A 22129-nucleotide genomic window follows, 5' to 3' on the forward strand; every position below is an offset into this window, starting at 1 on the left:
GTCCCTCTCCCGAACGGGAGAGGGGACCCGCGCCCGGCCCGTGAATGTCGCGCCGTGCCCCGAGAGCCAGGCGGAGTTCGGAGAGCCAGGCGGAGCTCAGGTCGAGCGCCCGAGGCGCGCCTCGATCGCGTCCCAGACCGCGACCGCGAGGTCGGGCCCGCCGAGCCGCCGGATCGCCCGCAGGCCGGTGGGCGAGGTCACGTTGATCTCGGTCAGGTGCCCGTCGATCACGTCGATGCCGACGAGGATCAGGCCGCGCCGCCGGAGCTCCGGGCCGATCGTCGCGCAGATCTCGCGCTCCCGCTCGGTCAGGTCGGAGGCCGCCGCCGCCCCGCCCCGCACCATGTTGGAGCGGATGTCGTTCAGCGCCGGCACCCGGTTGATCGCGCCCATCGGCTCGCCGTCGACGAGGATGATGCGCTTGTCGCCCTCGGTGATCTTCTCCAGGAAGCGCTGCACCACCCACTGCTCGCGGAAGGTCGCGGCGAAGAGGTCGTACATCGAGCCGAAGTTCGGGTCGGTCTCCGAGACCCGGAACACCGCCGCGCCCCCGTGCCCGTGCAGGGGCTTCATGGCGACGGTGCCGTGCTCGCGCCGGAACGCCTCGATCTCCGCCTTGTCGCGGGTGATCAGGGTCGGCGGCATCAGTTCGGGGAAGTCGAGGACGAACAGCTTCTCGGGGGCGTTGCGCACCTCGGCCGGGTTGTTGACCACGAGGGTGCGCGGGTTCAGCCGCTCCAGGATGTGGGTGGCCGTGATGTAGGCCATGTCGAAGGGCGGGTCCTGGCGCATCAGCACCACGTCGGCCTCGGCGAGGTCGATCCGCTCGATGTCCCCGAGGCTCGCGTGCGCGCCCTCAACGTCGCGCACGGTGAGCGGCTCGACCCGCGCCGTCACGAGGCGGCCCTGCAGGGAGAGCCGGTCCGGCGTGTAGTAGAGGAGCCTGTGCCCGCGCGCCTGGGCCTCCAGGAGCAGCGCGAAGGTGGTGTCCCCGGCGATGCGGATCGCCTGGATCGGGTCCATCTGGACCGCCACGGTGAGGGCCATGTTCGTCGTCGATGCTCCGCGGTGCCGGGCTCACGGGGGACCGCCCCCTCCACGTCCCCCGGGACGCGGGGATATGTCAGTTCTCGGGCATCGATTTGCTACCCGTGCGCCGGTCGTAATCGCCGATGGCGGCGCGGCACTCGGGGGAGAGGCGCTTGCGGTTGCGCGTCATGCAGCGCTCGGCGTCGTCGCTGTTCGGGTCGACGCCCGCGCAGAGGCGGAAGTAGTCGTTGGCGCAGCCGAGCTGCAGGCCCTGGTCCTCGCGCTGCGCCTGGGCGGGGCCGGCCGCCAGCATCGCGAGGACGAGCGGGGCGACCCAGAGGGCGGCCGAACGGCCCGCGGAGAGGCGGTCTCGGACGGGGGTCCGGGAGTGCATCAGTCGTGGCATGTCCAGTCGCATCCAGCGGTGTCCTTCGCTGTGGATAGAGGGGACGGCATATCGGGCAATCCGTCGGCTAGGCAAGCCGCAGCCCGAGGCCGCGGTTCCGTGCGGCCGCACCTGAAACAAAAAGGCCTCGCTCGATGCGCGAGCGAGGCCGAGTACAAGGGAGGAAACGCCCGCCATGGGCGATGAGGAGCGATGCAAGTCACGAGCCACACCGCCCCGGCCCTCCGGTCGGGCGGCGCCGGGCGCGGGTGAAACGGACCGTTAACCATGCCGTGCTGATCTGTCCCCGCGCGGCCGAGCCCCGTCCGGATCCAGCGGAACGGGCACGCGGTCGAGGAGGCCGCGAGGTTTTGGGACACCCGTCAGGAATCGAGCCATGAAGCCCGACACCACGCAGACCGCGCCGAGCGTCGGCAACATCCTGGCCTTCCCGCCCGCCGGCGCGCGGCGGGCCCGCCGGGAGACGGCCGGCGAGGCGCGGGGCGAGATCCTGCTCTTCCTCGGCGTGCGCTACGAGCGCCTGCCCGAGCCCGAGGCGGTCCCGGCCCCGCGCCGCCGCCGCTCCTGAGGCCGCAGCCTCCCGTTTTCCCCGAGCGCCGGGATGCCGGCCCGCCCGGATGCCGAGAGCCGTTGCCGGATGCGAAAAGTCCCGAGATCCGCGCCCGCGCCGATGCGGGAACGCCCGCTGCCGGCCCCCGCCCGCCCCCGCCCGCTCGCGCTGCTGGCCTGCCTCGCGCTGCCGGCCTCCCTCGCGCTGCTGGGCGCCTGCGCGCAGGAGGGCGATTTCGGGCGGCCCAGGGCCGGTGCCTGGAACAGCCTCGTCGACGCGACCGGCACGCTGGCCGCCCGCGAGCGCGGCGAGCCGGCCTCCGCCTACCCCCTCACCGACGAGGAGCGCACCCTGCGCGACCGGGCCTGGCGCTTCCTGATGCCGGCGGCGGGCCGCGACGCCTTCCTCGACGCGCTCGCCAACCTCACCCGGGCCCGCGTGCTGCCGCCCGCCTGGCGCCCGGTGGACGTCGCGGCCTACCACGACACCCTCATCGCCGAGCCGTTCCGCTCGCCGGTCTCGCGCTACCGCCGCCTGTCCGAGGACGCGACGGCCGACGCGCGCCTGATCCCGCCCTTCGCGGCGGTGGCCGCCCGCGTCAACGACGCCGACGCCCTGCGCCTGCGCAGCCTGCCCTTCGTGAAGGTGCTCGACGACGCGGACGTGCGCCACGCCGCGATGCGGGTGGCCGAGAACCGCTGCCTGATCGCCTGGGTCCGCCTGGAGGCGGGGGCGCGCGCCGCGGGCTACCGCTACGCCCTGGAGCACCTGCTGATCGAGGTGCCCGGCCCCGAGGCGCTGCCCGTCGAGCGGACGCTCGCCGCCCTCGACGGGCGCCGCGCCCTCCTCGACCCGCTCCTGCCGCCCGACGCGGCCCTGCGCTGCGGGCTCGCCGGGCCGGAGGGGCCGGTGGCCGCGCTTCCCATCGTGACCAAGGACTGACGGCAGGACCGTCCCTGCGGGGGCGGGCCGGCGTCCGGCCGGCCTACTTGCCCGGCCTACTTGCCCGGCTCCTCGCTCGGGCTGTCGATCGTGCAGGAGACGGCCTGGACCGCCTCGTTCGCCGCCGCCCGCTGGCTCGGGAGCGCCGCGATCACCCGCACCGTGACGAAGCCCTGGCGCTCGGGCGCCACGATGCGCACATCGCGGCTCGGCTCGTTCTCGTCCTCGTTGGCGAGCGCCTCGTCGTACTGGGTGCGGGTCAGGATCACGAGGTCGAGGGCGCCGCGCACGGCTGCCTGGTCGGTCACCGCGTAGAAGGCGCCCCGGCGCCCGTGCGCGGCGAGCGAGAGCATCTGCGCGCCGGTGCGGGCCGAGACGCGCATCGGCCCGTCGTCGAGGTCGTAGGCGCAGACGCCGAGCGCCACGGCGGGGTCGGGGGTCGGCAGCCACGCCTCGGCCGGCGCCGGCTCGTCGGCCGTCGAGAGCGTGTAGAGGCGCTGCGGGTGGTCGAGGGTCTCGCTGCCGCGGGCCCGCGAGAGCGCGTCCGCCTCCGACAGGAGCGGGATCGCCAGCACCGTGACGATGTGGACGAGGCCGGCGAGCACGAGGCCGCACAAGGTCGCGTAGAGGAAGCGGAGTCTCATGCGCCGCAGCCCAGGCGGGTGATGGCGGGAAGCGTCTCGGGGTCGAGCGAGCCGGTGCCGGCGGCCACCGGCGTGTCGTAGAGGCGCAGCGCCAGACGGAGCGCCCCCGAACGGCCCGGGCTCGGCAGCCAGTTGCCGGCCTGCGCCTCGGGCGCGAGCAGGATCGCGAAGCGGCCGTCGCGCTCGCGCAGGATCTCGGTCGAGGTGAAGCCGCTGCGCAGGCTCGGCCGGGCAGGGTCGGGCGCGCCGCGGCCGGTGACCGTCAGCGTCCAGGCCCGGGCCGGCGGGGTGTGGCCGGCGATGCTGTAGCGGCAGCCGGCCTCGAGGCCGCGCCCGGTGTCGTCGGTCGTCGCGGAGAGCAACAGCCCCTCGCCGACCGCCAGCGGGATCTCGCCCCGGCGGGCGTTGACGGCGCGGGCGTAGGGGTCGGCGTTGGAGGCGCCGGCCCGCGGCCAAGCCGTCCACGGCCCCACCGTGACGCCGCCGAACGGGTAGCGGCCCCGCGTCGCCCAGTCGGCGCTGACGAGGCCGAGGCCGGCCCCGAGCCCGAGGGCGTAGACCACGAGGCCGACCCGCGAGGTCTTGCGCAGGAAGGCGCGCACGCGCCTCGCCAGCCCGGCGGCCGGGACCGGCATCCGGGTCCCCGTCCGGGGCGGGCGCGCGGGCGCCCGAATCGCGTCTGTCTCCGCCACGCTCGTCACCGTCGGTTCCTCAGCGGGTCTCGACGCGGCCGCCGGCGGGGCGGCTGCCCTCGGCGAGGCTGCCCGAGGCGGCCGGCTCCGCCGCCGCGGCGGGCCGGAAGCCGGTCTTCGGCTGGCCGGGGCCCGCCACCGCGGGCTCGACCGAGCGGAACAGGCCGTTGAGGCCGCCGATCACCTCGAAGGAGCGGCGCGAGAGCTTGCCCGCCGCCGTGGCCCCGCCGCCCGCGGGAGCGGCCGGGCCGCTCGTCGCCTGGGCGGCCGGGCGGCCGCCGTCCTTGAGGCCGGGCATCACCCTCAGCTCGATGCCCTGGTGGGCGCTCTCCATCACGTCGTGCCAGAGCATGGCGGGCAGCGAGCCGCCGGTCATCTTGTTGGAGGGGCTGTGGTCGTCGTTGCCGACCCAGACCGCCCCGACGTAGTTGCCCGTGTAGCCGACGAACCACGCGTCGCGGTAGGCGTTGGTGGTGCCGGTCTTGCCCGCCACCTTGACGCCCTCGATCTGGGCGCGCCGGGCCGTGCCCTCCTCCACCACCTTGTTGAGCATGAAGTTCATGTCGGCCACGACCTGGGTCGAGAGCACCTGCTCGGGCTTCTCGTCGTCGTGGCGGTAGATCACCTCGCCGGCGGAGTTCCGCACCTCCACGGCCGCGTAGGGCTTGGCCCGCCGCCCGCCGTTGGCGAACACCGCGTAGGCCGCCGCCTGGTCGATCACGGTGACCTCGGCCGAGCCGATCGGCAGGGAGACCGAGTCGGTGAGCGGCGTGGTGATGCCCATCCGGTGCGCCGTCTCGATGATCTTGGCGCGGCCCGCCTTCGCCGCCCGGGCCTCGTGGGTGATGCCCGTCGCCTTGCCGAGCGCGATCGAGATCTGGATCGGGATCGTGTTGATCGACTTCGTCACCGCGACCGTCAGGTTCGTGGCGCCCGCGAAGGAGCGCCCGTAATTCTGCGGGCACCAGTTGCCGATGCAGACGGCGCGGTCCACCACCTTGGTCTCCGGCCGGTACTGGCCCGAGGCGAGCGCCGCCGCGTAGACGTAGGGCTTGAACGAGGAGCCGGGCTGGCGCAGCGCGTCGGTGGCGCGGTTGAACTGGCTCTCGCCGTAATCGGCACCGCCCACCATGGCGCGCAGCGCCCCGTCGGGATCGAGGATCACCATGGCGGTCTCGTCGACCTCGTACTGGTCGCCGTACTGGCGCAGCACGTTCTCGACCACCTGGTCGGCCCGCTTCTGGATGCCGATGTCGAGGGGCGTCTTCACGGTCAGAACGCGGTCGTTGCGCAGGCGGCCCGCATCCGCCAGGCCCTTGATCTCGTTGAAGGCCCAGTCGAGGTAGTAGTCGGCGGTGATGTCGCGCTGGCGCGTCACCGGGGTGGCGGGGTTGCGAAGCGCCGTCTGGATCTGCCCCTCCGTGACGAAGCCCGCCTCCACCATGTTGTGCAGCACGTCCGCCGCGCGGGCGCGGGCGGCCGGCAGGTTGACGTGGGGCGCGTACTTCGTCGGCGCCTTGAACAGGCCCGCCAGCATGGCCGCCTCGGCGAGGCTGATGTCCTTCAGCGGCTTGCCGAAATAGTAGTCGGCCGCGGCCACCGCGCCGAACGTGCCGCCGCCCATGTAGGCGCGGTCGAGATAGAGCTTCAGGATCTCGTTCTTGGTGAGGTGGCTCTCGAGCCACAGGGCCAGGAACGCCTCGTTGACCTTGCGCTCGATCGAGCGCTCGTTCGTCAGGAACAGGTTCTTGGCGAGCTGCTGCGTGATGGAGGAGCCGCCCTGCGTGCCGCCGCCGCCGCGCGAGTTGTTGACCAGTGCGCGGGCCGTGCCGATCGGGTCGATGCCCCAGTGCTCGTAGAAGCGCCGGTCCTCCGTCGAGACCAGCGCCTTGATCATGATGTCGGGGAAGTCGTCGAGCTTGAGCGAATCGTCGTGCTTGATGCCGCGGCGCCCGACCTCGGTGCCGTAGCGGTCGAGGAAGGTGACCGCGAGGTCCTGGGCCTTCAGCCAGTTGTCGCTCGTCAGGTTGAAGGCGGGCTGGGCGAGCGCCAGCATCAGCACCGCGCCGGCGGTGCCGATCGTGACGCCCTCGCTCGTGAGGTCGAGCGCGACGCGCTTCCAGCCGCGCACCGAGAACACGCTCATGCGCTCCTGGAAGCGCTCGTAGGCCTCGCCCGTGGAGCGGCCGCTGTCGTAGAGGCCCGCGTTGACCCAGGCGTCGAAGGCGAGGGCCGCGTGCTTCACGCGCGTCAGGAGCGTCTTGGCATTCGGCAGGCGCACGGCGTGGTCCGGTTCCTCGGGCACCGCAGCGCCCTACTCTCTCTACCAAGCCCCGCGCCCGTCCGCGAGGCTTCAGGGCGCGTGTCGGTTGATATCCGCAGGCCCTCAACGCGCGGAGCGGCCGGACCGCCGCACGCGGCGCTCCTGAAGGGTCGCGTTAACCTTGATGCCGGATTGGGGCGCCGCGGTGGCAGCCGGCGCCGCGCCTTCCGGCCTCGCTTGCTCCGGCCGGAGGCTTGCGGCAGAGGAGCCCGAGGGGCCGGCCCGCGCGGTGCGGGCGGTCCTCCAGACCGACACGAGGACGAACCCGATGGGGGAGAGCCGGGCCCCGCGCCGCGTCCGCGCGGACGCCGCAGAGCCGTTCTGGCGCAGGAAGTCCCTCGACGCGATGACGCAGGCCGAGTGGGAGAGCCTGTGCGACGGCTGCGGGCGCTGCTGCCTGATCAAGCTGGAGGACGAGGACACCGGCGTCGTGCACCACACCGACATCGGCTGCACCCTCCTCGACGGGATCGGCTGCCGCTGCCGCGACTACGCGCGGCGCCAGAAGCGGGTGCCGGACTGCGTGCGCCTGACGCCGGAGGCGGTGCGCACGATCCCCTGGCTGCCGCCGACCTGCGCCTACCGCCTCGTGCGCGACGGGCTCGACCTCTACGACTGGCATCCCCTCGTCTCGGGCCGGGCCGCGAGCGTCCACGAGGCCGGCATCTCGGTGCGCGGGAGGCTCTCCGGCAACGAGGAGGAGTTCAGCGAGGAGGAGTTCCCGGAGCGGATCGTCGCCTGGCCCGGGCTGCGGCCGGGCGAGGAGGAGGAGACGGAGTGAGGGCGGGACGACAGCGCGGCCCGAGCGTCAAGTCGAACTCAAGTCAAGCTCAGGAACCTGCCCGGCCGCCCTTCGTTCCTCTGCCAAGTTGGCGGGCACGCTGAGATCAGCTCCCGTCAAGCTCAAGCAATGCAGGAGACGCGCGATGGGCCTCTTCACGACACCGATCAAGACGATGGATGACCTGTTCACGCATATGCTGCAGGACATCTACTATGCCGAGCAGCAGATCACCAAAGCTCTGCCGAAGATGATCGAGAAGGCGGGCGAGCCGCAGCTTAAGCAGGGCTTCGAGAAGCACCTGCGCGAGACCGAGGGGCAGGTGCAGCGCCTGGAGCAGGTGTTCCAGCAGCTCGGCAAGCCGGCCAAGGGCGTCGAGTGCGCGGCGATCAACGGCATCATCTCCGAGACCAAGGAGATCATGAGCGACGTCGGCGACCAGCAGGTGCTCGACGCCGCCCTGATCGCCGGCGCGCAGGCGGTGGAGCACTACGAGATCACCCGCTACGGCACCCTCATCGCCTACGCCAAGCAGCTCGGCCACAACAACGTGGTGAACCTCCTGGAGCAGACGCTCGGCGAGGAGAAGGCGACCGACAAGACCCTGACGGCGCTGGCGGAGGCCAACGTCAACCGCAAGGCGGCCTGAGCCGCCCGGACCGGGGCCGCGCGGTCAGAGCCGGGCGGCCCCGAGGATGCGCCCGTCCGCGGCCTGGACGATGACCGCCGCCTCCGACCCCGCCGCCGGGGACTCGCTGAGGCTCTGCGCGGCGCCGGTCCAGGCGCCGAGGTCGCGCACGGAGCGCACGACGTTGGCCTGCACGACCGTACGCCCCGCGTTCTCGCCGCGGGCGACGGCCGTCTCGTGCCGCGGATCGAACTCGATGAGGACGATGCGCCCGGCGCCGGTGCCGGCGCCGAGGCGGATGTCGAGCCGGCTACCGTCGCGGATCACGCTCACGGGCGCCCCCTCCTGGCGCTCGGCCCGGGCCTGCCCGATCGCCGCCGCGACCGCCTCGCGGCGCGAGCCGACGACGCTGCGGCGCCCGTCCACCACGAGTTGTGGCGTGAAGGGCGTGTCGCCGAGGCGCTCGGCGTAGGCCCGCTGGCGCTCGGTCGCCTCCGGCAGGGAGAAGGTGTCGCGCCAGTTCAGCCGGTTCCAGTAGGTGACGTGGAAGGCGAGCGGCAGCAGGTCTCGGCCCTCCCCGGCGAGTTCGCCCAGGAGCGCCTCGGCGGGCGGGCAGGACGAGCAGCTCTGCGAGGTGAAGAGCTCGACGACGACCGGCCGCGGCGCGGCCGCGACCAGCGCGGGCAGGAGCGCGGGCAGGAGCGCGGCGGCGAGGAGGACGAGGCGGGACAGGGCGGGCATGGCGCATGGCTCCCGGACGAGAGGGCACGCCTCCCCTTCGTATCGCGACCATCACGGTTACGCCGGTGATGGTCGGCGATCATCCGTGAGGCGGGCTCAGAGCGCGAAACGGTCGACGTCGCGCAGCAGCGCGACGAAGGCCCGCGCCCCGTGGTCGAGGGCTGCGCGCCCCGCCGCCTCCGTGCCGAGGCGGGCGTCGCCGACGGCGCCGGACGGGTGGAGGTCGCCCGCCTTCCAGGCGAAGGCGGCCGGGCGCCCGGCGCGCAGATGCGCGAAGTCGCGCTCCATCGCCACCGTGCGGGGGGTGAAATCCGCGACTGCCTCCCGCCGCACGAGGTCCGGCCGCAGGGCCAGCATCAGCGCCGTCTCGATGCCGCCGGCATGGATGCCGTGGCGGATCTCGGCGTCCGGGAACAACCCGGCCGGGTAGCCGAGCCGGCTCCAGGAGGTCGTCACGGCGACCATGCCGCAGCGCCCGCGCAACGCGCCCGCCACGAGGTCGATCAGCGCGCTGTTGCCCCCGTGCGAGGTGACGAGGACGAGCTTGCCGATGCTCGCCCGGTGCAGGCTCAGCCCGATCTCGGTCCAGGCCCGCAGCGCCGTCTCGGCCGTCAGCGTCAGGGTGCCGGGGAAGGCGTCGTGCTCGTCGGACTTGCCCACCGCCTGCACCGGCAGGGCCAGCACGTCGAGGTCCTCCGGCACGAGGCCGGCGACGCGGGCGAGGTAGCCCTCCGCGATGATCAGGTCGGTGGCGAGCGGCAGGTGGGGGCCGTGCTGCTCGATCGCGGCGACCGGCAGGACGGCGATGCTCCGGCCCCCGGTCGCGGCCGAGAAATCCTGCGTCGTCAGGTCGCCCCAGTGGCGGAAGGGCATGGCTCGGGCTCCCCGGTCCGGCGGCGGACGCTCCGCCCGCCGCTCCCGACGCCTCTAAGGGATCGGCGCCCCTGACAAAAGGCGCCCGAGAGAGCGCTCTCGCGCCGGGAGGCCCCGCCGGCCCTGTCGGCCCGGACCCTCAGCCCGCGCGGCGGGTGAGCCAGCCGAGGCTGAAGGCGGCGGCCGCCACGAGCAGGAGCGTGGCCGTCCTGTTGTCCTCGGCCCGGCGCGCGACGGCGCGGCCGCGGTGCAGGGCCTCGTCCCGGTAGTGCCTCCCGCGGGAGCCGAGATCCTCCGCGAGATCGCGCCCGCGGGTGCGGGCCTCCGTCACGAGGCGCTCGCCGTCCCGGCGCAGGCCCTGGGCGGTGTCGCGGGCCTCGCCGTAGGCGTACTGGGCGGCGCCGGCCACCTGATCGATCGCGCCCTCGACCTGCGGCACAGGGCGCCCGGCCACGGCGCCGACGGCCGTCTTCGCGCGGCCGCGCAGGTGGCGGATGCCGCCCTCGACCCGATCCCTGTTCATGTCGTCAACCTCGTCTCATGGGGGCGAGGGCCGGCGAGCCGGCCCTCCGGTCGTGTCGCGCGGGCGGCTCGGCGCCCGCCCCGCATCGTCCGTCAGATCTTCTTGACGGCGTCGGCGGCGCTCTGGGCCGCGCTCTTCACGCCGTCCTTGGCGTCGCCCACCGTCTTCTGGGCCTCGCCCTTCAGTTCCTGGGCCTTGCCCTCGGCCTGAAGCTTCTCGTTGCCGGTGACGCTGCCGACGCCCTGCTTCACGTTGCCGATCGCCTCGTTGGCGAGGCCCTTGATCTTGTCGGTGGTGCTGCTCATCGCGAAAGCTCCCTTGTCCGCGTTACGGGGCCGGCGATCCGCCTGCGCGGCCCGGGCTCCGGTCGAAGCCCGAGGCCGCAAGCGTGACCGCCGGCTCTCGGGGGGTCAGAACGGGCCCTGCTCCCGGATGTTCCATCACGAACCCGAGCGCACGGGTCATCTCCCTGACGCGGCACGGATCTGTCGCGCCGAAATACAACTCAGGCGCGAAGTCTCGGCGGTTGACGCAAATTTTTCCTGCGGCCGTCCCAAAAATTTTGCGCACGACTTCGGGGCCCGACTTCGGCGATGCTTGTGGAATGCAAAATGCGGTCGACCAGAAGGGTCGGCCGGACACGAAGCGACCCGAGGATGACGCCCCGAGGCCGGATCCGGCCGCCGCTGCCGCTCGCGCGGGAGCCGGCGCCGCTGCGGCCGCGGCGGGAGAGGAAGCCCGATCATGGCACGCTGGCTGCGCTACCGACACGCGGGAACGGAAGGCTTCGGACGCCTCGAGGGCGAGACGGTGCACGTCCACGCGGGCGACCTGTTCGGCGAGGCACGCCCCACGGGGCAGACCCTGCCGCTTCCCGAGGTCACGCCGGACCTGCCCTGCCGCCCCGCCAAGCTCATCGCCCTGTGGAACAACTTCCGCGCGATGGCCGAGAAGCAGGGCCTGTCCCACCCGGAGACGCCGCTCTTCTTCATCAAGCCGCAGAACTCCTACGCGGCGCACGGCGAGACGATCGCGATGCCGCCGGTCGCCGGCCGCGTGATCTACGAGGGCGAGCTCGGCATCGTCATCGGCAAGCGCGGGCGCGACCTGAGCCCCGAGGCGGCGGCCGGCCACATCTTCGGCTACACCTGCCTCAACGACGTGACCTCCCTCGACATCCTGCGGGCCGACCCGAGCTTCCTGCAATGGACCCGCTCGAAGGGTCTCGACGGGTTTGCGCCCTTCGGCCCGGTCGTCGCCACCGGCATCGAGCCCCTCGAGGCCAGCGTCGTGGTGCGCGTCGACGGGCGCGAGCGCCAGAACTACCCGCTCTCCGACATGCTGATGCCCCCGAACGAGATCGTCGCGATGATCTCGCAGGGGCTGACGCTGGAGCCCGGCGACGTGATCGCCTGCGGCACCTCGGTCGGGGCCGGCACGATCCCGCGGGGCGCGACCGTCGAGGTCGAGATCGCCGGGATCGGCGTGCTCTCGAACCGCTTCGTCTGAGGCCCCCTCCGCGAGGGCGGGGCGCCGCGGCGGCCCTCCTCACCGACACCCGAGGCCGCCGCCGCGCGGCTTCAACGACCGTCAGGAAGATCCCATGAGTATCGCGATCGTCGGCGCCGGCGCCATCGGCGGCCAACTCGGTGTGAAGCTCGCGCAGGCGGGCGAGAAGGTCACCTTCATCGCCCGCGGCGCCAATCTGGCGGCCATCCGGGAGAACGGCATGCGCCTCATCGACGAGGACGGCACCGAGATCCACGCGCGCGACGTGCGGGCGACGCAGTCGATGGCGGAGTCCGGCATCCACGAGGTCGTGCTGCTGACCGTCAAGGCGCACCAGGTCGGCCCGATCGCCGGGGAGCTGCGCCACATGATCGGCCCCGACACCGTGGTGGTCACCCTGCAGAACGGCATCCCGTGGTGGTACTTCGCGGGCGGCCACGGCGGCGACTATGCGGGCACGCACATCGAGTCCGCCGATCCGGGCGGCCTCATCGCCCGCAACCTCGACCCGGCCCAGGTGATCGGCTCCGTCGTCTACCCGGCCGCGATCCTGACCGAGCCGGGAGTCGTCAAGGTGGTGGAGGGCCAGCGCTACGGCCTCGGCGAGCTCGACGGCTCGAAGAGCGCGCGGGTGCTCGACCTCGCCGAGCGCTTCACCCGCGCGGGCTTCAAGGCGCCGGTCTTCGAGGACATCCGGTCCGAGATCTGGCTGAAGCTCTGGGGCAACCTCAGCTTCAACCCGATCTCCGCGCTGACGCACGCGACCCTCGTCGACATCTGCCAGTTTGCCGACACGCGGGCGCTGGCGCGGGCGATGATGGAGGAGGCCGAGACCATCGCGAACAAGCTCGGCGTCGGCTTCCGGGTCGGCATCGACCGGCGCATCGCGGGGGCCGAGAAGGTCGGCGCGCACAAGACCTCGATGCTGCAGGACGTGGAGAACGGCCGCGGGATCGAGCTCGAGGCCCTCGTCGGCTCCGTGATCGAGCTCGGCCGGCTGACGGACACGGCGACCCCGCACATCGACACGGTCTACGCCCTGCTGCGGCTCCTCGCCCGCAGCCTGGAGAGCGCGAACGGCCGCCTGTCGATCCAGCCGGCCTGACCTACTCCCGGCGCAGCAGGAACACCCCCTGCGCGCCGATCAGGTTCCAGACCCACCACGGCATCGAGAAGCGCATGCGGTGGCCCCGCGCGTCGAGCGCCGTGGCCTTCTCGATGTGCGCGCCGACGAGCCGGCACAGGCCGACGAAGTCGCGGATCGTGCAGTGGTGGATGTTCGGGGTCTCGTACCACGCCTCCGGCAGCATGGCGGTGACGGGCATGCGCCCGCGGAAGGCGAGCTCGGCCCGCACCCGCCAGTGCCCGAAATTCGGGAAGGAGATGATCACCTGCCGGCCGATGCGCAGCAGGTGCTCCAGCACGATGCGCGGGTTGCGCGTCGCCTGGATGGTCTGGGACAGGACCACCACGTCGAAGGCGCCGTCGGGATAGTTCGCGAGGTCCGTGTCGGCGTCCCCCTGGATCACCGAGAGGCCGCGGGCGAGGCAGGCGTTCACGCCCTCGCGCGACAGCTCAATGCCGCGCCCGTCGACCCCGCGCCGGTCGCGCAGGAGCGCCAGCAGGGTCCCGTCGCCGCAGCCGATGTCGAGGACGCGCGCGCCCGGCTGGACGAGGCCCAGCACCACGAGATGGTCGACGCGGGCGCCCCCGACCTCGCCGGAGCGCGGCAGCGCCTCGGCCGCGTCCCAGGGGGCGCCGGCATCCCCCATCGCCTCGGGCCGGGCGCTCACAGGCCGCGGGCCCGCGCGGCGGCGTCGATGAAGCCCTTGGCGGCCGAGAACATGGCGGGCTCGTCGAGGAGGAAGGCGTCGTGGCCCTTGTCGCTCTCGACCTCGACGAAGGCGACCGGCGCCGAGGCCGCGTTCAGCGCGTGCACGATGGCGCGGGAATCGGCCGTGGGGAACAGCCAGTCGGAGGTGAAGGACATCGCGCAGAACCGGGTCTTCGTGCCGCGGAAGGCGTTGGCGAGCACGCCGCCATGGTCCTCGGCGAGGTCGAAATAGTCCATCGCCCGGGTGAGGTAGAGGTAGGCGTTGGCGTCGAAGCGCTCGACGAAGCTGAGGCCCTGGTGGCGCAGGTAGCTCTCGATCTGGAAGTCGGCGTTGAACGAGAAGGTGGGCGCCGAGCCCGCCTGGAAGCGGCGGCCGAACTTCCGGTGGAGCGCGGCCTCCGACAGGTAGGTGATGTGCGCGCCCATGCGGGCGACGCCGAGCCCCTTGGCGGGGCGCGTGCCGGCCTCGAGGTAGCGCCCGTCCGCCCAGGCAGGGTCGGCCATGATCGCCTGCCGGCCGACCTCGTGGAAGGCGATGTTCTGGGCCGAGTGCCGGGCGCCGGTGGCGATCGGCATCGCCGCGAAGACCCGCTCGGGGTAGAGCGCGGCCCATTGCAGCACCTGCATGCCGCCCATCGAGCCGCCGATGCAGAGGAACAGGTCGCCGATCCCGAGATGGTCGAGCAGCATCGCCTGCGCCCGGACCATGTCGCGGATCGTCACCAGGGGGAAGTCGAGCCCGTAGGGCCGGCCGGTCTCCGGGTTGAGGGAGGCCGGGCCCGTCGAGCCCATGCAGGAGCCGATCACGTTCGAGCAGACGACGAAGAACCGGTCGGTGTCGACGGGCTTGCCGGGCCCGACCAGCGTCTCCCACCAACCCGGCTTGCCGGTGACGGGGTGGGTGTGGGCGAAGTGCTGGTCGCCGGTGAGCGCGTGGCAGATCAGCACCGCGTTCGAGCGGTCGGCGTTCAGCCGGCCCGCCGTCTGGTAGGCGATCTGGAAGGGCGCGAGCATCACGCCCGAATCCATCGGCAGCGGCGCGTCCGCGCCGAAGCGGGCGACCGGGCTCTTCGGGTCGAGGGCCTGCGAGGGCTCGCGGGCCGTCTCGCGGAGGACGCCCGGATCCGTGCGGGTGTCCAGGCAGCTGTCGGGGGAAGTGTCCATGACGCGTCTTGAGGGATGCCGTCGCCGTCGTGAAGCCCGCGGCGCCGGGCCCGCCGCGGCCCGCGAGGCGAACCGTCTCGACGCCTGCCCCCCGCTCCGTGCAGTTAGTATCTGCGCCCGCGAGCGTCAACGAAGGGCGGGCCGCGCGTTCCGGCCGGCCCGGTCTGTCACGCCCGCGCCGCGGGGAGGCGCTGGCCCTCCGGCCCGGCGGGTCGTAAACACGGGCGGACGTCTCCCCGGCCCCACGCGATCCCGACCCCGCATGCGCTTCCCGAAACGAGCCGCGCCGCCGCTCGACAACCTCGCGGACCTCCGCGCGGAGATCGACCGGATCGACGCCGAGATGCATGCCCTGCTGATCCAGCGCGGCTCGATCATCGACCGGCTGATCGCCGTCAAGGGCACCTCCGCCTCGGGCTCCGCCTTCCGGCCCGGCCGCGAGGCGGCGATGATGCGGCGCGTGGCCGAGCGCCACCGCGGCCTCCTGCCGCTCGACACCGTGGAGGGGATCTGGCGCGTCATCATCGCGACCTTCACCTACGTGCAGGCGCCCTTCTCGGTGCACGCGGACATCTCGGGCGGGGACGCGGCGATGCGCGACTCCGCCCGCTTCCATTTCGGCTTCACGGTGCCCTACCGGCCCCACCCCACCTGCGCGGCGGTGATCGAGGCGGTGGCGGCTTCCCGCGGCGACCTCGGCATCTTCCGCTTCGACCCGCGCGGCGCCAAGGCGCCGCGGGCGGGCGAGGCGTGGTGGGACGGGCTGGTGGGCGAGGGCCGGCCCAAGGTGATCGCCCGGCTGCCCTTCATCGAGCGCCCGCAGCACCCGGCCGGCACCCCGGTCTTCGTGGTGGCCAAGCCCCTCGACGACCCCTCCGCCGCCCAGCGCGACTGGGTGCTGCACGCCGCCCGCGTCTCGGGCTGGAGCCCGGAGGCCGAGCGGGCCCTGCAGGACCTCTACGGCGAGGTGGTGGCCCGCGCGGGCGCGCTCGCGGGCGAGGCGCGCCTGCTCATCGCGGTGCCGGGCGGCGTGGGGACGCGCCAGCTCCGGGAGGCCCTGGAGCGGGCGGGCGCGGCGGTCGCCGCCCTCGACGAGACCGGCAGCCACGCGGCCCGCTTCCGGGTCTAGGGCGGCGCATTTTCCGGACGACCGGTGTCCAAGGCGGCGCGAAAGCTGTAGAGGGCGGACCCGACCCCTCGTTCTCGCGCCCTCCCGTCCCGCCATGACCGCCGCCCCCCGAGATCCGGACCCCGCCCGCCCGACGCCGCGCCCGGGCGTGCTCGCCATCGAGGCCTACGTGCCGGGCAAGAGCGGGGCGCCGGGCGCCGGCAAGGTCTACAAGCTCTCCTCGAACGAGACCCCGCTCGGGCCGAGCCCGGCCGCGGTGGCGGCCCTGCGCGAGACGGCGGGCGGCCTCGCCCTCTACCCGGACGGCAGCTCCACCGCCCTGCGCGCGGCCATCGCCCGCAAGTTCGGCCTCGACCCGGAGCGGATCGTCTGCGGCGCGGGCTCGGACGAGCTGCTCTCGCTTCTCGCCTACGCCTATGTCGGGCCCGGCGACGAGGGCATCTACGCCGAGCACGGCTTCCTCGTGTACCGGATCGCGATCCTGGCGGCGGGCGGCACGCCCGTGGTGGCGCCCGAGCGCGACCTCACGGCGGACGTCGACGCGATCCTCGCCGCGGTCACGCCGCGCACGCGGATCGTCTACGTCGCCAACCCCAACAACCCGACCGGCACCTACCTGCCCTTCCCGGAGGTGCGCCGGCTCCATGCCGGTTTGCCGGCAAACGTCCTCCTCGTCCTCGACGGCGCCTATGCCGAGTACGTCCGCGCGAACGACTACTCGGCGGGGCTCGAGCTCGTGCTCGGCTCCGAGAACGTGGTGATGACCCGCACCTTCTCGAAGATCCACGGGCTCGCCGCGCTGCGGATCGGCTGGATGGTCGGGCCGGCGGCGGTGGTCGACGCGGTCAACCGCATCCGGGGACCCTTCAACCTGTCCTCCGCCGGCATCGCGGCGGGGGCCGCGGCCATCGCCGATGAGGCGCACGTGGCGGCCGCGGCCGCGCACAACGCCGACTGGCTGCCGCGGCTCACCGAGGCCGTGCGCGGGATCGGCCTCACGGTGACGCCGAGCGTCGGCAACTTCATCCTCGTGCACTTCCCCGACGAGGCGGGCCGCGACGCCGCCGCCGCGGACGCCTTCCTGACGGGGCGCGGCGTCATCACCCGGCGCGTCGCCTCCTACGGCCTGCCGAACGCGCTGCGCGTCACCGTGGGCAGCGCGGAGGCGAACGAGGCCTTCCTCGCCGCGCTCGGCGACTTCCTGCGGGGGCCGGCCCATGGCTGAAGCCGGAGCGGCCGAGCCGGTGGTGGACCGCCTCGCCATCGTCGGGCTCGGGCTGATCGGCTCCTCGATCGCCCGCGGCGCCCGGCGGTTCGGCCTGTGCCGGACGATCGTCGCGGTCGACGCCGACGAGTCCGTCTGCGCGCGGGTGCGCGAGCTCGGGCTCGCCGACGCGGCGACGACCGACGCCGCCGAGGGCGTGGCGGGCGCCGACCTCGTGATCCTGTGCGTGCCGGTGGGTGCCGCCGGCGCGGTGGCGCAGGCGATCCGCGGACACATGAAGCCCGGCTCCGTGCTCTCCGACGTCGGCTCGGTGAAGGGCGCGGTCGTGGCGGCGGTGACGCCGCACCTCGATGCGGGCGTCACCTTCGTGCCGGCCCATCCCGTAGCCGGCACCGAGTATTCGGGGCCGGACGCCGGCTTCGCGACCCTGTTCTCGGGCCGCTGGTGCATCCTCACCCCGCCGGAGGGCGCCGACGAGACGGCGGTGGCGCGGGTGCGGGGGCTCTGGGAGGGGCTCGGCGCCATCGTCGAGACCATGAGCGCGGAGCACCACGACCTCGTGCTCGCCATCACCAGCCACGTGCCGCACCTGATCGCCTACAACATCGTGGGCACGGCCGCCGACCTCGAGACGGTGACGCAATCCGAGGTGATCAAGTTCTCGGCCGGCGGCTTCCGGGACTTCACCCGCATCGCCGCCTCCGACCCGACCATGTGGCGCGACGTGTTCCTGAACAACAAGGACGCGGTGCTGGAGATGCTCGGGCGCTTCAACGAGGACCTCGCGGCCCTCGCCCGCGCCATCCGCTGGGGCGACGGCGAGGCTCTGCACGACCTCTTCACCCGCACCCGCGCGATCCGCCGCGGCATCGTCGCGATGGGGCAGGAGACGGCCGAGCCCGATTTCGGCCGCGCCCGCCCCTCTCCCGAACAGACGGCCGAGCCGCAGGAACCCCGCTAGGATGCCCCAGCACGCGCCGGGCCCCGCGCCCGCCCCGCCGGGCGAGCCCCGGACCACCCGCGCGCTCGCGCTCGCGGGCATCGCGGTTGTCGCCTTCGCGGCCCTCCTCGCGCTGGCCTGGATCTCGGTGGCGACCCTGCTCCTGATCTTCGCGGGCGCCCTGTTCGGGGTGTTCCTCGACGGGCTGACGCGGGGGCTGGGGCACGTCCTGCCCCTGCCGCGCTCGGTGCGGCTCGGGATCGCGAGCCTCGCCCTCGGCGCCTGCACGGTCGCCCTCGTGGCCTTCGGCGGCGCCACGGTGGCGCAGCAGGGCCGCGACCTCGGCCAGACCATCCGCCAGCAATCGGGCACGGTCAGCGACTGGCTGAAGGCGCGCGGGCTCGACGTGCCGCTCCTCAACGCCGTCGAGGGGACGGGCGGGGGCGGTCAGGGCGGCGGCCAAGCGGGCGGGCAAGGAAGTGGGCAAGGGTCCGGGCCGAGTCCCGGGCAGAGTGCCGAGCCGGGCCCCGGCGCCCCCGCCGGCCACGCCGAGAAGAAGGATCGGCCGGAGGACGAGGAGGCGCGCAAGCCCGGCGGGCTCGCGGGCCTCGCCTCCGGCGCGCTGAAGAGCCCCGGCACCTTCCTGTCGGACGCGGGCAGCGTGCTCGGCCCCGCGGCCTCGGTGATCTTCGGCCTGTTCAACGCGCTCGGCAACGTGCTCGTGATCCTGTTCCTCGGCGTCGCCTTCGCGGCCGACCCGGCGAGCTACCGGGACGGCGCCCTGCGCTTCGTGCCGCCGCGCCACCGCGGGCGGGGAGCGAAGGTGCTCGACGGCATGGGCGAGACCCTGCGCCACTGGCTGTTCGGCCAGCTCGTGACCATGGCGGTGATCTTCCTGTGCACCTGGGCGGGCCTCTGGCTCCTCGGCGTCGGCGGCTCGCTGATCCTCGGCCTGCAGGCGGGGCTCCTCGCCTTCATCCCGACGATCGGGCCGCTGGTGGCCGGCCTCGTCATCCTCCTGGCGAGCCTCGCCTCGGGCCTCACGGCCGTGCTCGGCGCGCTCGGCGTCTACCTCGCGGTGCAGACGCTGGAGAGCTACGTGCTGACCCCCGTCATCCAGAAGCGGGCCCTCGACATCCCGCCCGCCACGATCTTCGCGGGCCAGCTCGTCCTCGGCGTCCTGTTCGGGCTCTGGGGCATCGCCCTGGCGCTGCCGATGCTCGCCGTGATGAAGGTGCTCCTGGAGCAGCTCTACGTCGAGGAGACGCTGGGCGAGGAAGCGAGCTGAAGCCTATCGTCGCTCAAGCCGCGCCGCCTTCAGGGAGCGGCCCGTCAGCGAGAGTGATCAGGAGTATGGTGCAGATCAGAAACGATCGTGACGCTGGATCCACATGAAGGTTGCCGTACCGACCATGAAGATCGGTCCCAGAACCGTCCAGACGTAGATTGCCGCCCAGAAATCCCAGGCGTCGACGGCGAGCAGTCGGTCGCCGCTGTGACGCCCCGGATAGAATACAACACCCCATGCTGCCGCTCGGAACAACTGCCAAGCGGAGAAGCTCCAGATAGCCAGGAGCCCCAGCACGAAGTTCCGAGCGCTCTTGGTCCGAGTGCCGAGGCCGTTCACGAGCGCTTGTCCTTGAGGCACGGACTCGGTCGTCTACGTGCAATCTCAAAAGATTGAGTTGCCGGACCGGATCAAATCTCCGCCAAGCCCCGCTCGATCATCCGGGCGGCGGCGAGCGCCCGGCCGTCGTCGCCGAAGCGGGCGATGAGCTGCACGCCGACGGGCGGTCCCTCGCCCGGCACCGGCAGGTTCACGCAAGGCACGCCCATCAGCGTCCAGAGCTTGTTGAAGCGCGGGTCCCCCGTCGAGCCGTGGCCCTCCGGCGCCGGGCCGGGTGCCGCGTAGGTCAGCAGCACGTCGATCTCGCCGAACAGGTCCTTGAGGACGCGCCGGGCCCGGTGGGCGTGGCGGCGGGCGTCGTCGTAGGCCGCGGCCGTGATCGCCTGCGCCCGGTCGAGCTGGCCGCCGAGCTTCTCCGAGAGCGCGGCGCGGTGCGCGGCATACTCCCAGGCGAGCGCCTGGCGCGCCTCGAAATCCTGGATGATCCCGTGGCGGGCCCAGGCGCCCGGCAGCGGCTCGGGCAGCGCGATCTCGCGCAGGCGGGCGCCCGCCCGCTCGGCGGCGCGGACCGCCCGGTCGAGGGCCGCCTCGGCCTCCGGCTCGGCGGCGCCCGCGAAATCCTGCCGGACGAGGCCGATGCGCGGGGTGCCCGCCTCGGACGCGCCGAGGTCGATCGCCGGCCGGTCGGCGACGAGCGCCAGCGCGTGGGCGACGTCCCGGACGCCGGCGCCGAACAGGCCGAGCGTGTCGAGCGCCCAGGAGAAGGTCTTGACCCCCACCATCGGCAGCAGCCGGAAGGAGGGCTTGATCGCCCCGACCCCGCAGAAGGAGGCCGGCCGGATCACCGAGCCGCCGGTCTGCGTGCCGAGCGCCAGCGGCAGCATCCCGGCCGCGACCGCGGCGGCCGAGCCCGCCGATGAGCCGCCGGGCGTGCGGCCGGGCGCGCGCGGGTTCCGCGTCGCGGTGGGGTCGAGGCTCGCGAAGGGCGAGGTCGTCGTCTTGGCGAGCGGCACCGCGCCGAGGCTCTTGAGCCGGCTCACGATCGCGGCGTCCGCTTTCGGCCGCCAGTCCGCGTAGAGGGGCGAGCCCATCTGCGTCGGCAGGTGGGCGGTGTCGATGATGTCCTTGATGCCGACCGCGATGCCGGCGAGCGCCCCGTCCGCGGGCACGGCCGGCGCCGGATCGCGGGCGGCGAGCGCCCCGACGCCCGGCTCGCGCTCGGCGATCCGCTCCTCGACGAGACGCACGGCGCCCTCGGGCGTCAGCGTGCCGGCTTCGATGCGGGTGCGGAGATCGACCAGGGAGAGCATGGGGCGGGAGTTCGGCCGAACGGCGCCTCTCTGTCAACGCGGCCGTCCACAGCCCCGCCCACAACCCCGCTCAGGCGAACGTCGTTGACGGACCCTTTACACAACCCACCGCATCCTAGGGTCATGTGGCGTAGCGTCTTCGCGTTATCCGCCCTGGCGCTCGTCGGCGCGGGGCTCACCGGCTGTGCGCTCAACAGGTTCGAGCGGCGGGAGCCGTGGCGCGACCAGGCGGAGCAGGTCTGCCTCTCGCGCAAGCTCGTGCAGCAGACCGAGTTCGTCACCCCCGCCAAGGAGATCGACGGGCCGGGCCCCTGCGGCATGCAGCAGCCCTTCCGGGTGACGCGGCTCGGCAACGGCTCCGTCCTGCTCAAGCAGCGCATGACGCTGGCCTGCCCGGCGCTCTCCGAGGCGGAGGCGTGGCTCGCCGAGACGATCCAGCCGGCGGCGAACCTCTATTTCGGCCAGCCCGTGGCCGAGATCAACGCGGGCTCCTACGCCTGCCGCGGCCGCAACAACCAGGCCGGCGCCAAGCTCTCCGAGCATTCCTTCGGCAACGCCGTCGACATCATGTCCTTCAAGCTCGCGGACGGCTCCGTGATCACCGTGAAGGGCGGCTGGCGCGGCACCGAGGCCGAGCAGGGCTTCCTGCGCGAGGTCTTCCTCGGGGCCTGCCAGCGCTTCACCACGGTGCTGGCGCCGGGCTCGAACGTGTTCCACTACGACCACATCCACGTGGACCTCGCCCGGCACGACCCGCGCGGGCTCAAGCGCATCTGCCAGCCGCTGATCAAGTTCCAGCCCCAGCTCGGGGCGGAGGGCGCCCGCTCCTCCTACCCGCGCCCGCCCGCCCGCCAGCCCGCGCCGCCGCAGGCTCCGATCGACGTCGAGGAGGACGATCCCTACGGCCTCACCCCGATGTCGGCGCGCGGCGGCCCGACCAAGGTCGCCCGCGCGCCTGCCGCCGCGCCGCCCTCGGCCTACACCGCCGCGCCCGCGCCCCGCACCTATCGCCCGCAGGCCCCGGCCCCGCGCCTCGCGGCGGCCCCCGCCTACGAGGAGCCGGCCTTCGAGGACGAGCCCCTCGCCCTCACCGCCCCCGGCCTCGGGAGCGGCCCGATCTACTGACGGGCGCGGGAGCGGGGCGAGGTGTGCCCCGCATACCCCACTGCCCCGGGAAAGCGTGGCCGCGGGAGCGTGCCGGGTTGACTCCGCGGGGCCGCCGTTCAAGCGTCGAAGGCTCAGGTATTTCCAGCGGAAGA

At 73.4% G+C, this 22129-nt stretch carries 24 protein-coding genes; 11 read left to right on the top strand and 13 right to left on the bottom strand.

Annotated elements, in window-relative coordinates; all coding sequences use genetic code 11:
- Positions 1–96: 96 nt before the first annotated feature.
- Positions 97–1047 carry a glutathione synthase gene (gshB, locus tag MOX02_RS04075; RefSeq protein ID WP_147024454.1) on the bottom strand — a complete coding sequence of 317 codons (951 nt, stop codon included), beginning with the start codon at positions 1045–1047 and terminating at the stop codon, positions 97–99.
- 76 nt (positions 1048–1123) lie between these two features.
- A complete protein-coding gene (locus MOX02_RS04080; protein WP_373866714.1) occupies positions 1124–1435 on the bottom strand; it encodes a hypothetical protein in 312 nt (103 codons plus the stop codon).
- Between the two features lie 376 nt (positions 1436–1811).
- Between MOX02_RS04080 and MOX02_RS04085 the strand changes: the two genes are divergently transcribed.
- Both MOX02_RS04085 and MOX02_RS04090 read left to right on the top strand, forming a co-directional pair.
- A complete protein-coding gene (locus tag MOX02_RS04085; RefSeq protein ID WP_147024455.1) occupies positions 1812–2003 on the top strand; it encodes a hypothetical protein in 192 nt (63 codons plus the stop codon).
- A gap of 102 nt (positions 2004–2105) precedes the next feature.
- Positions 2106–2927 (top strand): hypothetical protein, encoded by an 822-nt coding sequence (locus MOX02_RS04090; protein ID WP_238179579.1) that lies wholly within the window; start codon positions 2106–2108, stop codon positions 2925–2927.
- 56 nt (positions 2928–2983) lie between these two features.
- Here MOX02_RS04090 and MOX02_RS04095 read toward each other — a convergent pair whose 3' ends face one another.
- From MOX02_RS04095 to MOX02_RS04105, 3 genes are all read right to left on the bottom strand, one after another.
- Positions 2984–3571: a DUF1254 domain-containing protein gene (locus tag MOX02_RS04095; RefSeq protein WP_147024456.1), complete on the bottom strand. Its 588-nt coding sequence runs from the start codon at positions 3569–3571 to the stop codon at positions 2984–2986.
- A complete protein-coding gene (locus MOX02_RS04100) occupies positions 3568–4206 on the bottom strand; it encodes a DUF1214 domain-containing protein (protein ID WP_147024457.1) in 639 nt (212 codons plus the stop codon). The genes MOX02_RS04095 and MOX02_RS04100 overlap by 4 nt, the downstream gene beginning before the upstream one ends.
- Before the next feature lie 76 nt (positions 4207–4282).
- Complete coding sequence (locus MOX02_RS04105; RefSeq protein ID WP_147024515.1) at positions 4283–6544, bottom strand: transglycosylase domain-containing protein; 2262 nt, start codon at positions 6542–6544, stop codon at positions 4283–4285.
- Positions 6545–6854: 310 nt separating this feature from the next.
- Between MOX02_RS04105 and MOX02_RS04110 the strand changes: the two genes are divergently transcribed.
- Positions 6855–7367 carry a YcgN family cysteine cluster protein gene (locus MOX02_RS04110; protein WP_147024458.1) on the top strand — a complete coding sequence of 171 codons (513 nt, stop codon included), beginning with the start codon at positions 6855–6857 and terminating at the stop codon, positions 7365–7367.
- A gap of 145 nt (positions 7368–7512) precedes the next feature.
- A complete protein-coding gene (locus tag MOX02_RS04115; protein WP_147024459.1) occupies positions 7513–8016 on the top strand; it encodes a YciE/YciF ferroxidase family protein in 504 nt (167 codons plus the stop codon).
- A 24-nt stretch (positions 8017–8040) separates the two neighbouring features.
- Here MOX02_RS04115 and MOX02_RS04120 read toward each other — a convergent pair whose 3' ends face one another.
- The 4 genes from MOX02_RS04120 to MOX02_RS04135 all read right to left on the bottom strand — a co-directional run bounded on the left by MOX02_RS04120 (position 8041) and on the right by MOX02_RS04135 (position 10437).
- Complete coding sequence (locus tag MOX02_RS04120) at positions 8041–8736, bottom strand: DUF1223 domain-containing protein (protein ID WP_306424524.1); 696 nt, start codon at positions 8734–8736, stop codon at positions 8041–8043.
- A gap of 96 nt (positions 8737–8832) precedes the next feature.
- Positions 8833–9609 (bottom strand): creatininase family protein, encoded by a 777-nt coding sequence (locus MOX02_RS04125; RefSeq protein ID WP_147024460.1) that lies wholly within the window; start codon positions 9607–9609, stop codon positions 8833–8835.
- Between the two features lie 139 nt (positions 9610–9748).
- On the bottom strand, positions 9749–10132 hold the full coding sequence (locus tag MOX02_RS04130; protein ID WP_147024461.1) for a CsbD family protein: 384 nt from the start codon (positions 10130–10132) through the stop codon (positions 9749–9751).
- Between the two features lie 92 nt (positions 10133–10224).
- Entirely contained in the window at positions 10225–10437 is a 213-nt protein-coding gene (locus tag MOX02_RS04135) for a CsbD family protein (protein ID WP_147024462.1), read from the bottom strand.
- 439 nt (positions 10438–10876) lie between these two features.
- Here MOX02_RS04135 and MOX02_RS04140 point away from each other — a divergent pair, with 439 nt between their 5' ends.
- Both MOX02_RS04140 and MOX02_RS04145 read left to right on the top strand, forming a co-directional pair.
- Entirely contained in the window at positions 10877–11641 is a 765-nt protein-coding gene (locus MOX02_RS04140; protein WP_147024463.1) for a fumarylacetoacetate hydrolase family protein, read from the top strand.
- Positions 11642–11735: 94 nt separating this feature from the next.
- Positions 11736–12746 (top strand): 2-dehydropantoate 2-reductase, encoded by a 1011-nt coding sequence (locus MOX02_RS04145; RefSeq protein ID WP_147024464.1) that lies wholly within the window; start codon positions 11736–11738, stop codon positions 12744–12746.
- 1 nt (position 12747) lies between these two features.
- Here the strand turns inward: MOX02_RS04145 and metW are convergent, their stop codons facing one another.
- A complete protein-coding gene (gene metW, locus MOX02_RS04150; RefSeq protein WP_147024519.1) occupies positions 12748–13413 on the bottom strand; it encodes a methionine biosynthesis protein MetW in 666 nt (221 codons plus the stop codon).
- A gap of 17 nt (positions 13414–13430) precedes the next feature.
- Entirely contained in the window at positions 13431–14639 is a 1209-nt protein-coding gene (metX, locus tag MOX02_RS04155) for a homoserine O-acetyltransferase MetX (RefSeq protein WP_147024465.1), read from the bottom strand.
- A gap of 262 nt (positions 14640–14901) precedes the next feature.
- Here metX and MOX02_RS04160 point away from each other — a divergent pair, with 262 nt between their 5' ends.
- The 4 genes from MOX02_RS04160 (at position 14902) to MOX02_RS04175 (ending at position 19221) form a co-directional block, all read left to right on the top strand.
- On the top strand, positions 14902–15768 hold the full coding sequence (locus MOX02_RS04160) for a chorismate mutase (protein ID WP_147024466.1): 867 nt from the start codon (positions 14902–14904) through the stop codon (positions 15766–15768).
- Positions 15769–15862: 94 nt separating this feature from the next.
- Positions 15863–16993 carry a pyridoxal phosphate-dependent aminotransferase gene (locus tag MOX02_RS04165; RefSeq protein WP_147024467.1) on the top strand — a complete coding sequence of 377 codons (1131 nt, stop codon included), beginning with the start codon at positions 15863–15865 and terminating at the stop codon, positions 16991–16993.
- Positions 16986–17954 carry a prephenate/arogenate dehydrogenase family protein gene (locus MOX02_RS04170; protein ID WP_147024468.1) on the top strand — a complete coding sequence of 323 codons (969 nt, stop codon included), beginning with the start codon at positions 16986–16988 and terminating at the stop codon, positions 17952–17954. Before MOX02_RS04165 ends, MOX02_RS04170 begins: the two co-directional genes overlap by 8 nt.
- 1 nt (position 17955) lies before the next feature.
- Positions 17956–19221, top strand: a complete 1266-nt coding sequence (locus tag MOX02_RS04175) for an AI-2E family transporter (protein ID WP_147024470.1) — start codon at positions 17956–17958, stop codon at positions 19219–19221.
- Positions 19222–19296: 75 nt separating this feature from the next.
- Here MOX02_RS04175 and MOX02_RS04180 read toward each other — a convergent pair whose 3' ends face one another.
- On the bottom strand, positions 19297–19560 hold the full coding sequence (locus MOX02_RS04180; RefSeq protein WP_147024471.1) for a hypothetical protein: 264 nt from the start codon (positions 19558–19560) through the stop codon (positions 19297–19299).
- Between the two features lie 71 nt (positions 19561–19631).
- Positions 19632–20870, bottom strand: coding sequence for an amidase (locus MOX02_RS04185; protein ID WP_147024472.1), 1239 nt, complete (start codon positions 20868–20870; stop codon positions 19632–19634).
- Positions 20871–20993: 123 nt separating this feature from the next.
- Between MOX02_RS04185 and MOX02_RS04190 the strand changes: the two genes are divergently transcribed.
- Positions 20994–21995, top strand: coding sequence for an extensin-like domain-containing protein (locus MOX02_RS04190; RefSeq protein ID WP_147024474.1), 1002 nt, complete (start codon positions 20994–20996; stop codon positions 21993–21995).
- Positions 21996–22129 lie beyond the last annotated feature (134 nt).

Origin of the sequence: Methylobacterium oxalidis (genome assembly GCF_007992195.1) — a bacterium.
Taxonomy (GTDB): Bacteria; Pseudomonadota; Alphaproteobacteria; order Rhizobiales; family Beijerinckiaceae; genus Methylobacterium; species Methylobacterium oxalidis.